The organism is Methyloprofundus sedimenti (assembly GCF_002072955.1).
Taxonomy (GTDB): domain Bacteria; phylum Pseudomonadota; class Gammaproteobacteria; order Methylococcales; family Methylomonadaceae; genus Methyloprofundus; species Methyloprofundus sedimenti.
Genome location: NZ_LPUF01000004.1, coordinates 17,260 through 30,350, shown reverse-complemented (window position 1 = coordinate 30,350; position 13,091 = coordinate 17,260). Strand labels below are relative to the sequence as shown.

Below are 13,091 nucleotides of genomic sequence, written 5' to 3'. Positions count from 1 at the left end.
CAGTTACTTCGGTTACATATTTAAGCCCAATGTATTTTAATCAATACATTGGGCTTTTTTGTCTGAAAACTAGTCGCTTAGATGGGTTGTAAATGTTTAATATTGTTCTTTTTGAGCCAGAAATACCCGCCAATACCGGTAATATTATTCGTCTTTGTGCCAATACAGGTGCTAAATTACATTTAATTCAACCCTTAGGGTTTGAACTGGACGACAAGAAATTGCGCAGAGCTGGGTTGGACTATCATGAGTGGGCTGATATAAAAGTACATGCAGATATTGACGCTTTTTTAAACCATGAGCAATATGCCAAAATTTATGCCCTGACCACTAAAGCTAAGCAATGTTATGCTGACGCTACATTTCTTCCAGATGATGTTTTGATGTTTGGTCCTGAGACACGAGGTCTACCTGACAGTATTTTAAATGCTTTACCTGAGCAGCAACGACTTCGCTTACCAATGTTGCCGGAAAGCCGAAGTCTGAATTTGTCTAATACTGTGGCTGTAACAATCTATGAAGCATGGCGTCAGCAAGGTTTTGTTTGATACGTAAAACGGGCTTTGGTCCGCTTTGTCAATCCTAATCAAGATTCAAGCATATCACTGAAGAAATTTAGCACTTCACAGGCTTATATTTTGCCTAAAACCGAAGGTTTCCACCCTCCTCATCAATATTAGATAAGCTTATTTCCTCGTCTCCAGCAGAGAAATCATTATCTGCCCCTAGTTTAATCATCAAGCGGACTTCATTTTTAGAATCAGCTGCATTAATCGCATCATCGTAACTAATTTTCCCTTGAGTATATAAATCATAAAGAGCCTGATCAAAGGTTTGCATACCTAACTCTCGGGAAGATTTCATCAGTTCTTTTAATTTATGTACCTCACCTTTGCGTATAATGTCAGAAACTAGTGGTGTACCTAACAGAATCTCCATGACAGGATAGCGGCCTTTGCCATCTGCCCGCGCAACCAGTTGTTGAGCGATAATTGCTTTTAAATTAAGAGATAGATCCATGAAAATCTGATTATGCATATCTTCAGGAAAAAAATGCAGAATGCGATCAATCGCCTGGTTTGCATTATTTGCGTGTAAGGTAGATAGGCATAAATGACCAGTCTCGGCAAAGGCTAAGGCATGCATCATGGTTTCACGGGTACGAATTTCACCAATAAGAATAACATTAGGAGCCTGACGGAGGGTGTTTTTTAAGGCAACCTCATAGGATTCAGTGTCCATGCCCACTTCACGTTGAGTAACAATGCAGCCTAAATGTGGGTGTACAAATTCGATAGGATCCTCAATGGTAATAATATGCCCGGAGCTGTTCTGATTACGGTACTTAATTAAAGAAGCTAATGATGTCGATTTACCGGTACCGGTGGCACCGACAAAAAGAACCAGGCCGCGATTTTCCATAATGACAGCTTTTAAGGTATCTGGAAGATGTAAGCTTTCTGAGTCTGGAATCTCAGTTTCTATACGCCTTAGAACCATGCCAGCAGCGTCTCTTTGGGTGAAGGCACTGACCCTGAAGCGCCCTAGTCCTTTGCGGCTGATAGCAAAATTGCATTCTTTGGTATTTTCAAAATCATCGCGTTGGCGTTGCGTCATGATACTTTTTACTATCTGTAAAGATTGTTCTTCAGTTAGTGGTGTTTTTGAGACATCTACAATTTTACCGTCAATTTTTAAAGCAGGGGGACGCTCTGCAGTAATAAATAAATCAGATGCTTTTTGTGTGCACATTAATGCTAATAACTTATCAAAATCCATATTGTTCACCTTGTTTAACGAAACATTTCTTTACTAACGGCTTTAGACATGGCTGCTTTAGAAGTGATTTTTCCCGAATCAGTTAAATCTTTTAGATTCTGATCCAGAGTCTGCATTCCGTCACGGCGGCCTGTCTGAATGGCGGAATACATCTGTGCGACTTTGGCTTCACGAATCAAATTTCGAATCGCAGGAGTGCCGACCATAATTTCATGGGCAGCGATACGTCCGCCACCTATTCGTTTTAATAAAGTTTGTGAGATAACTGCTTGCAGTGACTCAGATAGCATCGAGCGAATCATTTCTTTTTCAGCAGCTGGAAAAACGTCAATAATACGGTCAATGGTTTTTGCGGCCGATGTGGTATGTAAAGTGCCAAAAACCAGATGGCCTGTTTCGGCGGCAGTTAGTGCAAGACGTATTGTTTCTATATCGCGCATCTCTCCGACCAATATAATATCAGGATCTTCGCGCAGTGCTGATCTTAAAGCAGCATTAAAACTTTGTGTATCTCTATGCACTTCTCGTTGGTTGATTAGACATTTTTGGCTGGTGTGCAAAAATTCAATCGGGTCTTCAATGGTTAGAATATGCTCATAACGGTTAAGATTAATATGATTAATCATGGCCGCTAAAGTCGTTGATTTCCCTGAGCCTGTTGGGCCAGTAACCAAAATTAGGCCACGAGATTTTTCAGTGAGTGTCGTAAAAAACTTCGGTGCATCCAGATCTTCCAGAGAGGAGATTTCTGAAGGAATTGTTCGAAATACAGCAGCTGCGCCGCGTTCCTGATTAAAGGCATTAACACGGAACCTGGCTAAACCGGGTAAAGCAAAAGAGAAATCTGTTTCAAAAAACTCTTCATAATCACGCCGTTGCTTATCATTCATAATGTCATAAATAAGCTCATGCACCTGTTTATGATCGAAAGCATCGATATTAACGCGACGAATATCGCCATCAACTCGTATCATCGGGGGAAGGCCCGAAGATAAATGTAAATCCGAGGCACCATTTTTAACAGAAAACGCGAGTAATTCGGCAATATCCATTGAGACTCCAGGCAGAAATAAGGAATAATTATAAAGTTATCCGTCATACCTTAGCTTATGTCTTTAATTTTTTAAAGTAGTAGTGTTTAATAAAGGTAACTCAATAAAGATTGCGTACCTTACGAATGACTTCTATTGCTATAAAATTAGACAAGATCAATGCTGATATCCGCCGAGCGGAGTTTGATGTGCAGCGGCCTGCATTTTCAGTACAACTGCTCGCAGTCAGCAAAAACAAGCCAGCTGAGGATATCATCAAAGCTTATCATGCAGGCCAGAGAGCGTTTGGCGAAAGTTATCTGCAAGAAGCTTTATTAAAACAAAGAGAGTTAAGCTGTTATCAGATTTGCTGGCATTTTATTGGCCCGATACAGTCCAACAAAACTCGACAAATTGCGGAGCATTTCAGCTGGGTACACAGCATCGATCGATTAAAAATAGCCAAACGTCTGAGTGAGCAGCGACCAGAAAAATTGCCACCATTGAATATATGCCTGCAGGTCAATATAAGCAATGAATCAAGTAAATCAGGGTTTCAACTCGATGAGCTAGCGGATTCAGTTGAACAGGTTTCTAAACTAGCTAATCTTAAATTACGAGGAGTAATGGCCATACCACAACCCGTCGCTGAGTATGAGCAGCAACGCAAGCCGTATCACCTGCTGTATCAGGCCGTAAAGGCATTAAATAGAGCTGAGTTAGATACTTTTTCCTTTGGTATGACCACTGACTTAAGGGCTGCAATTGCTGAAGGCTCAACGATTGTACGAGTTGGAACAGCACTGTTTGGCGCCAGAAATTAAATCCTGTAACTGGGAAACAGTGCTTTGTTTATCCACCCTGTTATTTTCTGTCATCAGCCGTCATCAAACGAGCTGCTAGATCATGATCAGAAAATTTTTCCAGGGCATGACCGACCTGACTGCAAATTCCACCTTCCCTGGTATAGTGGGTACTGAATTCATCAATAAAAATTAACACAGTATGGTCAATCAGATAGCCTTCTGAAAAATCAAAGATAAGTGTTTTTCCCTGATCCAGATTATTTAATGCTTTTTTGAGCGGGATGAAATTTGAAAATAAGGCGGAGCCTATTATTTTGATTACCAGAGTATCAGAATCTTTTTGCTGGATAGTAAAATGGATTTTAAACATATTATTCCACCAGACACCCCGGGAGAGGTGAATAAGCAATTTTACCCCTACACCGATTAAAACGCCGGCTAGCAGGTTAGTTGCCAGAACGCCCATAATGGTAATAACAAATAATAATAACTGCTCAATACCAATATCTAACACATGTTGAAAGGATTTCGGGGATGCCAGACGGTAGCCTGTATAAACCAGTAGCGCAGCTAAAGAAGCGAGTGGGATACTGTGAATTATTTTAGGAAACAAAACAACAAAGACCAGTAAAATCAGGCCATGAAAGAAATTTGACCAGCTGGTTTTAGCGCCATATTCGACATTAGCCGAGCTACGCACTAATTCAGCAATCATTGGTAAGCCGCCTAACATGCCCGAAATAACATTACCAATACCTACGCCTGATAAATCTCGATCTAAATTAGTAGGACGCTTATAAGGGTCTAACTTTTCGGCAGCGGTAGCGCTGAGAAGACTTTCTAGGCTGGCAACCAGACAGATGCTGATAACGACAGCCCAGAACTCAAAGGTTAAAATTTTTGAAAAATCAGGGAAGTAGAAAAAATCAATAAAATTTTCCGGAATGGCAACCAAGAATTGTGGCTCAATCAAATGCTTATGCATATCGACATTCTCAAAATGAAAATGCTCATATTGCAAACCAAAAAACTGTCCTAGTCCCATGCCGACTAATAACACGAGAATAGGTGCAGGCACTTTACCTAGTTTTGTCTGTTTTAGAAATGGCCAGACTATTAAGATCGCAAGACCACTGAGGCCGATAATTGCAATCTCCGGGCTAGGGTTCATTATACTATTAGGGATTTGCATCAGCGTGGAAAGCAAACTCCCGGGTTCTGGTGCGGCACCTAGCATGACATGACTTTGTTTGCCGATAATAATGATGCCCATAGCCGATAACATGCCTTGTACTACAGCGGCAGGAAAAAATGAACTGAATTCCCCCGCTTTATAAAGTCCCATTACTACTTGTATTAAACCTGCAATCATAATAGCTGCCAGTGTATAGCGATAGCCTGAAAGCATATCGCCATCACTTAAAGATTGTACCGCACTTAGCATAACTACAATTAATCCGGCACCAGGGCCGTTGATGACAATATGCGAGCCGTTTGTATAGGAGACGATTAAGCCGCCAACAATTGCGGTAATAATACCAGCGGAGGGTGGAAAGCCGGAGGCTACGGAGATACCCAAACATAGAGGTAAGGCAATTAAAAAGACTAAAAAACCAGCTTGCAAGTCACTACGCCAGTTTTCTTTTAGGCCTTCCAGTCCTGTTTTAGGTAATATTGAGAATTTTTTCATAAACAGAGTCAAAATAATAATAAAACATCAAGTGTAGCATCTAAACTGATAAAATCAGATGCTAATGATTGAATAGAGGTGCCGGTTTATATGATAATTTTTGATTGCTCTTTGTTAGAAAAGTCGCATATGGCTGTAGCTGCTTTTATTTTGCCCGTTGCAATGATGTTTGTTATCACTGATGCGCTTTAACCTGGGGGATAAAGGGCGCATATGCAACGTAAACTCACAGGTTGCTGCTGAAGTAGTCAATGCATAACAACAAATTTGGTTGACTGGGCTAGTTGAAAATGAATTAAGCAAACTCAGCTTAGGTATTCCTTCCTGGGTGGCGAAAATAAAGTAGGCGGGTAATACTACGATTTTAAGTGGGCAGGCGCTAAATTGAATATTACTTTAGAGCCAACTAGAAATCCTTTTGAGACATAATTAAAGATAAAAAAACCAGCTGGCATAGATTTTTTGTGTAAATACATAAAGCTAAAGGCGGCCAGGCTTTTAAAGTATATGCTACATCTCTAGCTGTTGGATTAATGATTTTATTTTTAACAGGATTTTTTTTGGCAAGGAAGATAACTAAATATCGACGCTTATTAGGATCTGTAGCGATGGGAATACTGCTATGTATCGTAATACTGGCAATTAAATATAATATACTTTCCCTTGCTAGTAACTCTATCCTGAGACTGGGAAAGTTTAAAAAGTCCCAGCTTAGAAAATGTTAATTTGAATGTATATTGAAATATTAGGAAAGTTTATGAGTGCGTATAAAACGAGTAAAAAGGTGAGATATATCACTTCAATTATTTTTGTACTATTTATGGCATTTATTGTCGGTGGATCTTATTTTGCTCAGCAAAATCAGGCTGCAAATGAAAATGTGACAGAATATTAAACAACATTGACACCCATGCAAAAAAAACTAATCCTGATTGACGGTTCCTCTTTTCTGTTTCGTGCCTATCATGCTATTCCCCCCTTAAGTAATGCAGATGGATTGCCAACCAATGCTATTTTTGGCGTTGCAAATATGCTGAAGCGTTTAATGAGCGATCATAAAACGGATCATTTTGCTGTGGTGTTTGATGCACCCGGTGGTACTTTTAGAAATGAACTTTATAGTGAATATAAAGCGCACCGGCCTCCCATGCCGGATGATTTACGCGTGCAAATCCAGCCTTTACACGACTTAATTATAGCGATGGGTATTCCGCTGATAATGGAAACCGGGGTGGAAGCGGATGACGTGCTGGGTGCCTTGGCTCAAATGGCCGTGCAGGAAGGCTTCCATGTTGTTATCTCAACAGGTGATAAGGATATGGCGCAATTAGTGACCGAGCAAGTTACTTTAGAAAATACCATGTCCAATACAACTATGAACATACAAGGCGTCATTGATAAGTTTGGCGTAACCCCTGCACAAATCGTCGATTATTTAGCCTTAATGGGTGACAGTGCTGATAATATCCCCGGTGTGCCAAAAGTGGGACCAAAAACAGCAGCAAAATGGCTGGTACAGTATCAAACGCTAGAGAATTTGATAGCCTGTGCAGATGAGATTAAAGGCAAAGTGGGTGAGAACTTGCGTGCAAGCATTGCTGATTTACCTCTATCCAAGCAATTGACGACTATCAAATGTGATCTTGATTTGCCCTATCAGATAGAAGATCTACGCTGTAGCCAGGCAGATAATGTAGAACTACAAGAACGCGTTGCAGCCCTGGGTTTTTCTGCATGGTCAAAAATATTGCAGCAGGCACCCGCTGCTCAGCAAGTAGTGACTCCTGTTTCTGGAGAATCGGTTGAGACTGAAAGAAAAGCAGCAGAATATACAATGATTTTGACCTGGGCGCAGTTTGGTCATTGGTTAAATAAGTTAATGGCTGCAGAACTATTTGCGTTTGATACTGAAACGACCAGTCTTGATTACAGTGTGGCAGAAATTGTTGGTGTATCCTTTGCAGTTACAGAGGGCGAAGCGGCATATATACCCTTGGCACATGACTATCCGGGTGTTCCTCAGCAACTACCACGCGCAGAGGTACTGCAAAAATTGAAACCTATCTTAGAAGATCCCGCTCGGGCAAAAGTGGGGCAAAATCTAAAATATGATAGCAATGTGCTGGCCAATTACGCTATAGTTTTACAAGGGATTGCGCAGGATACCATGCTGGAATCTTATGTACTTAATAGCACGCTAACCAGACATAATATGGATGATCTGGCAAAAACCTATCTGCATCGGACAACTATTCATTATGAAGATGTAACAGGTAAAGGTGCGAAACAGATTGGTTTTTCTGAAGTTCAGCTAGAGGAGGCTGCGCAGTATGCAGCAGAAGATGCGGATATTACTTTGGCCCTGCATCATTGCCTGGCTCCGAAACTGGCAGAACATCCAGCGCTAGTCGACTTGTATCAAAACATAGAAATACCCGTTTTAAGTGTTTTGTCACATATGGAATGTAATGGCGTGTTAATTGATAGTGATATGCTGGCGCAGCAAAGCATGGAGCTAGCGAATCATATTATGGCTATAGAACAGCAAGCACACGAGCTCGCTGGACAGAGTTTTAATATCGCCTCACCTAAACAAATTCAACAAATATTATATGATCAATTACAGCTCCCTGTTTTAAAGAAAACCCCGAAAGGTCAGCCCTCGACAGCAGAATCAGTGTTACAGGAATTAGCGGAAGAGTTTCCTTTGCCAGCATTAATCTTAAAACATCGGAGTATGAGTAAACTGAAATCGACTTATACCGATAAATTACCGCTACAGATTAGTGCGAAATCCGGCCGTGTACATACTTCTTATCATCAGGCCGTTGCAGCGACAGGCAGGTTATCATCATCTAATCCTAACTTGCAAAATATCCCGGTGCGTAGCGCAGAAGGGCGCAGAATTCGTCAGGCTTTTATCGCACCGGAAGGATATAAAATCGTTGCAGCTGATTATTCACAAATTGAATTACGCATTATGGCCCATTTATCGGGTGATAAAGGCTTGCTAGATGCCTTTTCCAAAGGTGAAGATGTACATAAGGCGACGGCTGCCGAAGTATTTGGTGTTAGCCTGGAGCAAGTGACTGCAGATTTGCGTCGTTCGGCGAAAGCTATTAACTTTGGCTTGATTTATGGAATGTCAGCTTTTGGTCTGGCAAAACAGCTAAGCCTGGGACGTTCTCAGGCACAGGAATACATCGATATATATTTTTCTCGCTACCCGGGGGTTAAGCAGTATATGGATGATACTCGTGAATTAGCGAAGGATCAGGGATATGTTGAGACGTTATGGGGGCGGCGATTGTATTTACCTGAGATTCATTCTAAAAATGCAGCACGTAGGCAATATGCAGAACGAACCGCAATAAATGCGCCTATGCAAGGAAGTGCAGCGGATATTATTAAACTGGCAATGATTGCAGCGGACACCTGGTTACAAGATGAACTCATTGATGCAAAAATGATTATGCAAGTGCATGATGAACTGGTATTTGAAATAGCGGATAGTAAAGTTGAGGATTACAGCGCCATGATCAGGACACTCATGAGTGAGGCAGCTGAATTAGATGTGCCCTTATTAGTAGATATAGGCGTAGGGATAAACTGGGATGAAGCCCATTAATAGGGTGGAGAGCGGACTTTAGTCCGCTTTGATTTGGCAATTAATTGGCTGATGCCGCGTTACTAGTGGCCTAAAGTGTTCTTTAGGTGGAGTCGGCAGGTTATTCCGCCTGAAACCAGGTATCTAATAACTGATGAATATCGTCTATACCATTTCGCTTTAACGCAGAAAATAATTGCAGCGATACAGAAAGTTCCTGCTCCTGTAGTTCTCGTTGCACTTTAAACAAAGTATTTTTGGCTGCACCATGATTTAATTTATCGGCTTTGGTTAACAAAATATGCAAAGGTTTTTTACTATAGCCGCACCATTCGATCATCTGCCAGTCAAATTCAGTTAGTGGGTGGCGGATATCCATGACCAGAATTATCCCATATAAAGATTGACGCTCATGTAAATAGGTTTCCATCAATGCATGCCATTGTCGCTTAACTTTCTCTGGAACCTTTGCATAGCCGTAACCGGGGAGATCAACAAAGCGTTGTTGCTCATTCAGGTTAAAAAAATTTAGTAATTGCGTACGGCCAGGTGTCTTACTGGTGCGGGCTAAAGATTTTTGCCGGGTTAAAGTATTCAAGGCACTGGATTTTCCAGCGTTAGAACGGCCTGCGAAAGCGACTTCTCTGCCTGCATCAGCAGGAGCAGATTTTAAATCAGGTGCGCTAAGGACAAATTTAGCCTGGTGATAGAGAGGGTTCATGCGTTTCTCGTGTAGAGGGATTAATTAAAATAGAGTAGAATTCTAAGCACTATTGTACATAAATTAGCTTATGATTATCTTATTCCGAGAGGGGAATCTAATGAAGAAAAGTTTAATGGCGGTTTCAGTTTCGTTTGCTTTACTTAATATGTCTTGTATTGCACAGGCAGCGGGAGATATTAAAGCAGGTAAAGCGAAAAGTGGAACTTGTGCCAGCTGTCATGGTGAAAATGGTAATAGTATGATGCCGCTGTTTCCAAAATTAGCTGCTCAAAACGTAGGTTATCTGGTGCGACAAATGCACGCTTTTAAAGATGGTACACGTAGTGATCCCACAATGGGGGCTATGGTTTCAGGGCTATCTGATCAAGATATGCAGGATATTGCAGCTTTTTATTCTGCACAGAAAGTCTCAAAAAATGCATTACCACAAATTAATCCGGATGATCTGGATGAGATTGATGATAACGATGCACTAACAGCAGATGAAAAAACGGCTGCAAAGCAAGCCCTGCAAGATCAGCAGAAGGCCAGGGTGGCAATGGGTTATGATGTATACAGAAATGGTGATCTGGAGAATGAAATATCAGCATGTATAGCTTGTCATGGTCCAGAAGGGGAAGGTAATGAACCTGCTGCGTTTCCAGCTTTAAGAGGACAGCATGCTGATTATTTAATGAAAACTTTAACTGATTTTAAAACGGACGTGCGTAGTAATAACCCCGACAATATGATGCATATGATTGCGAAAAAAATGACTGAAGAAGAGATAAAAGCAATGTCTTATTATGTTTCAGTGATGAAATAACGGCTAGAGATTAAGAATAGAGGAAGATACAAAATGTTAAAAAATGTCATTAAAACAGTCTTGTTAAGTTTAGTTATTTTTAGCGGTGCAGGTTTTGCAGCGGGCAAAGGATATAAGGATCTGTCTGCTCCTCAACCAACTCAGGACCCAACAAAAGTCGAAGTGATTGAGTTTTTCTGGTACGGTTGTCCACACTGTTATCAGTTTGAGCCTTCTCTGGAAAAATGGCACTCCAGTTTACCTGCCAATGTAACGTTTATACGTCAACCTGCAGTCTTTAGCGAGCTATGGGGCAAACATGCAAAAGCTTACTTTACTGCGGAAGTTTTGGGTGTTGTTGATAAGGTGCATGCTGATTTTTTTCATGCCATACAGGTTGATAAGCAACCATTAACCAGTGAAGATGAGCTGGCAAGATTCTTTGTTGCCCATGGTGTCGATGAGGCTGCTTTTCATGATGCCTATAATTCATTTATCGTTGATACTAAAATGCGCCAGGCAAAAACTATGGGGCCGCGTTATGGGATAACAGGTGTTCCAGCAGTCGTTGTTAACGGCAAGTATCTGGTTAATAGCCGTACAGCTGGTTCACATGAAGACATGATCAAGGCAATAAACGAATTAATTGTTCAGGAAAGTAAATAGCTAGAGAGGACGTTAGTCCGCTATTGATCACATCAGAAGTTTTTGTGTTGGGATTGCGGACTTGGAATCCGCAATCCCTGAGCATCAAGATTAAAGAATCCGATTACTATTTTTTTCATTCACTAAATCGGTAGGGCTTTCAGTAGCAGCAGGTTTTTCGCTTTGTACTACTTCTGATAATGGCGCGTTTTGTCTATTTCCTTCACCAAACATAATTGCGGCAGCCATTAATAATACGGATGCAGCACCAATAATGATATATCTGCTTGGTTGATCCATCCAGAATAATAACCATTTAGGTTTAAGCAAACCTACCACTAAAATACCGATTGCTAAAATTAGAAGATTAAACGCCCAGATAATCATGATTTTTCCTGTTACTTAAAATAATAAGGGTATATTGTACTAATTTAGACATGAAATAAAATAATTTTTAAATGGAGCTAAATGGATGGAGTGGTTAAATGCAAATATTGCCTACTGGCACTGGTTGATTTTTGGTCTATGTCTCGCATTAGCGGAGATTATGTTAGTCAGCTTCGTGGCATTATGGTTTGGCTTAAGTGCGATTATTGTCGGTTTATTATTATGGGTCATTCCTTTTTCATTTACCCTGCAATTATTGATCTGGATAGTTTTATCTATTTTTATCGTGTTTGCCTGGTTTAGGTGGGTTTCCCCACATTTAAAAAATAAAACCTTCTCAGGCATGGCTCGGGAAAGCATGATAGGGCAAATAGGCTCTGTAATAGAATATAATTCAGTACATCAGGGACGAGGCACTTTGCGCTTTCCAGCACCTATTCTTGGTAATGATGAATGGCAATTTATTTGTACTGATATGGTTGCTTTAGGTGATCGCGTGATTGTGCGCGAATTTTCTGGTAATACGCTGATAGTTTCAGCAAAATAACAAACGAGGATTGAGTATGGAAGGTTTATCTGTTGTTGGAGTATTAGTCGTACTGGTTATTGTTACGGTCATAAAAGGCGTGAGAATAGTCCCGCAGGGCTATAAGCATATCGTACAACGACTAGGGAAATATCATTCAACTTTGACCCCGGGACTAAATTTTGTCATTCCCTATGTGGATTCAATTGTTGAAAGGTTAACCACCAAAGACATCGTGCTGGATATACCCTCACAGGAAGTCATTACCAAAGATAATGCAGTTATAGTTGCTAATGCCATAGCCTATATCAATATTATTTCGCCAGAAAAAGCAGTCTATGGTGTAGAAAATTTTGTGCTTGCTATAGAAAAGCTGATTCAAACTTCATTAAGAGCGATTATTGGCGAAATGTCTTTAGATGATGCCTTGTCTTCCAGAGACCATATTAAACAAAAATTAAAAGATGGTATCTCTGATGATATTGCTGATTGGGGTATCACCCTTAAAACAGTGGAAATCCAGGATATTAATCCGTCAACCACAATGCAAGCTTCGATGGAAGAGCAAAGTGCTGCTGAGCGTCAGCGTCGAGCTGCGGTAACGCGAGCAGAAGGTGCAAAACAAGCGGCTATTCTAGAAGCGGATGGTCGTTTGGAAGCATCACGCCGTGATGCACAAGCAAAAATCTTGTTAGCAGATGCGAGTGGTAAAGCGATAGAAAGTATTACTGCGGCACTTAAAGATAAAGAGCTACCGGCAACCTATTTATTAGGCGAAAAATATATCGAGGCGATGCGTGAATTATCTGAATCAGATAATTCTAAAACGGTGGTTTTACCTGCTGACCTATTGCATGCAGTGAAAGGTATTTTGGGTAAGTAGTTAGCATAAAGCGGATTTGAAATAATTAGAATGTGTTCACGCTGGGTTTCGTTAGCTAAAAACTATAGAATTTTATTAACCCCTACATTCTTAAGTTAAGCATATGATGTGCTTGGGGTACGAAGCACGTCTTCGCGAGTGATGCGCTTCCTGACGTCAGCACATCCAATATAGCTGGCTTCTCTAAATCTGCCTTAATAATAGTGACTGAGAATGACAGCATTTAAAC

12 protein-coding genes are annotated in these 13,091 nt (G+C 40.7%); 7 read left to right on the top strand and 5 right to left on the bottom strand.

Annotated features, from left to right (window positions below; translation table 11 throughout):
* Positions 1-92 precede the first annotated feature (92 nt).
* Positions 93-548, top strand: a complete 456-nt coding sequence (gene trmL / locus AU255_RS17675) for a tRNA (uridine(34)/cytosine(34)/5-carboxymethylaminomethyluridine(34)-2'-O)-methyltransferase TrmL (protein ID WP_080524227.1) — start codon at positions 93-95, stop codon at positions 546-548.
* A gap of 94 nt (positions 549-642) precedes the next feature.
* Here trmL and AU255_RS17670 read toward each other — a convergent pair whose 3' ends face one another.
* Together AU255_RS17670 and AU255_RS17665 are read right to left on the bottom strand one after the other, a co-directional pair.
* Positions 643-1,779 (bottom strand): PilT/PilU family type 4a pilus ATPase, encoded by a 1,137-nt coding sequence (locus AU255_RS17670; RefSeq protein WP_080524226.1) that lies wholly within the window; start codon positions 1,777-1,779, stop codon positions 643-645.
* A gap of 14 nt (positions 1,780-1,793) precedes the next feature.
* The gene (locus AU255_RS17665) at positions 1,794-2,831 is read right to left on the bottom strand and encodes a type IV pilus twitching motility protein PilT (RefSeq protein WP_080524225.1); all 1,038 of its coding nucleotides are present in this window, start codon (positions 2,829-2,831) and stop codon (positions 1,794-1,796) included.
* Positions 2,832-2,956: 125 nt separating this feature from the next.
* On the opposite strand from AU255_RS17665, the gene AU255_RS17660 reads away from it, so the two are divergent.
* Positions 2,957-3,634, top strand: a complete 678-nt coding sequence (locus AU255_RS17660; RefSeq protein ID WP_080524224.1) for a YggS family pyridoxal phosphate-dependent enzyme — start codon at positions 2,957-2,959, stop codon at positions 3,632-3,634.
* Positions 3,635-3,674: 40 nt separating this feature from the next.
* Here AU255_RS17660 and AU255_RS17655 read toward each other — a convergent pair whose 3' ends face one another.
* A complete protein-coding gene (locus tag AU255_RS17655; RefSeq protein ID WP_080524223.1) occupies positions 3,675-5,306 on the bottom strand; it encodes a SulP family inorganic anion transporter in 1,632 nt (543 codons plus the stop codon).
* Positions 5,307-6,216: 910 nt separating this feature from the next.
* On the opposite strand from AU255_RS17655, the gene polA reads away from it, so the two are divergent.
* Entirely contained in the window at positions 6,217-8,934 is a 2,718-nt protein-coding gene (gene polA, locus AU255_RS17650; protein ID WP_080524222.1) for a DNA polymerase I, read from the top strand.
* A gap of 100 nt (positions 8,935-9,034) precedes the next feature.
* Here the strand turns inward: polA and yihA are convergent, their stop codons facing one another.
* Positions 9,035-9,634 carry a ribosome biogenesis GTP-binding protein YihA/YsxC gene (yihA, locus tag AU255_RS17645; protein WP_080524221.1) on the bottom strand — a complete coding sequence of 200 codons (600 nt, stop codon included), beginning with the start codon at positions 9,632-9,634 and terminating at the stop codon, positions 9,035-9,037.
* Between the two features lie 100 nt (positions 9,635-9,734).
* On the opposite strand from yihA, the gene AU255_RS17640 reads away from it, so the two are divergent.
* Both AU255_RS17640 and AU255_RS17635 read left to right on the top strand, forming a co-directional pair.
* Positions 9,735-10,442: a c-type cytochrome gene (locus AU255_RS17640; protein ID WP_080524220.1), complete on the top strand. Its 708-nt coding sequence runs from the start codon at positions 9,735-9,737 to the stop codon at positions 10,440-10,442.
* A gap of 33 nt (positions 10,443-10,475) precedes the next feature.
* Positions 10,476-11,087: a thiol:disulfide interchange protein DsbA/DsbL gene (locus AU255_RS17635; protein WP_080524219.1), complete on the top strand. Its 612-nt coding sequence runs from the start codon at positions 10,476-10,478 to the stop codon at positions 11,085-11,087.
* Positions 11,088-11,177: 90 nt separating this feature from the next.
* On the opposite strand, the gene AU255_RS17630 is transcribed toward AU255_RS17635, so the two are convergent.
* Entirely contained in the window at positions 11,178-11,453 is a 276-nt protein-coding gene (locus AU255_RS17630) for a hypothetical protein (protein ID WP_080524218.1), read from the bottom strand.
* Between the two features lie 85 nt (positions 11,454-11,538).
* Between AU255_RS17630 and AU255_RS17625 the strand changes: the two genes are divergently transcribed.
* Positions 11,539-12,000 carry an NfeD family protein gene (locus tag AU255_RS17625; protein WP_080524217.1) on the top strand — a complete coding sequence of 154 codons (462 nt, stop codon included), beginning with the start codon at positions 11,539-11,541 and terminating at the stop codon, positions 11,998-12,000.
* Positions 12,001-12,016: 16 nt separating this feature from the next.
* The gene (locus AU255_RS17620) at positions 12,017-12,862 is read left to right on the top strand and encodes an SPFH domain-containing protein (RefSeq protein WP_080524216.1); all 846 of its coding nucleotides are present in this window, start codon (positions 12,017-12,019) and stop codon (positions 12,860-12,862) included.
* Positions 12,863-13,091 lie beyond the last annotated feature (229 nt).

Bases quoted from the DNA above. Each gene is read 5' to 3' on its own strand.
- AU255_RS17640 (WP_080524220.1), top strand. From the start codon at position 9,735: ATGAAGAAAAGTTTAATGGCGGTTTCAGTTTCGTTTGCTTTACTTAAT.
- AU255_RS17625 (WP_080524217.1), top strand. From the start codon at position 11,539: ATGGAGTGGTTAAATGCAAATATTGCCTACTGGCACTGGTTGATTTTT.
- AU255_RS17665 (WP_080524225.1), bottom strand. From the start codon at position 2,831: ATGGATATTGCCGAATTACTCGCGTTTTCTGTTAAAAATGGTGCCTCG.
- AU255_RS17620 (WP_080524216.1), top strand. From the start codon at position 12,017: ATGGAAGGTTTATCTGTTGTTGGAGTATTAGTCGTACTGGTTATTGTT.
- AU255_RS17660 (WP_080524224.1), top strand. From the start codon at position 2,957: ATGACTTCTATTGCTATAAAATTAGACAAGATCAATGCTGATATCCGC.
- yihA (WP_080524221.1), bottom strand. From the start codon at position 9,634: ATGAACCCTCTCTATCACCAGGCTAAATTTGTCCTTAGCGCACCTGAT.
- trmL (WP_080524227.1), top strand. From the start codon at position 93: ATGTTTAATATTGTTCTTTTTGAGCCAGAAATACCCGCCAATACCGGT.
- AU255_RS17670 (WP_080524226.1), bottom strand. From the start codon at position 1,779: ATGGATTTTGATAAGTTATTAGCATTAATGTGCACACAAAAAGCATCT.
- AU255_RS17635 (WP_080524219.1), top strand. From the start codon at position 10,476: ATGTTAAAAAATGTCATTAAAACAGTCTTGTTAAGTTTAGTTATTTTT.
- polA (WP_080524222.1), top strand. From the start codon at position 6,217: ATGCAAAAAAAACTAATCCTGATTGACGGTTCCTCTTTTCTGTTTCGT.
- AU255_RS17655 (WP_080524223.1), bottom strand. From the start codon at position 5,306: ATGAAAAAATTCTCAATATTACCTAAAACAGGACTGGAAGGCCTAAAA.
- AU255_RS17630 (WP_080524218.1), bottom strand. From the start codon at position 11,453: ATGATTATCTGGGCGTTTAATCTTCTAATTTTAGCAATCGGTATTTTA.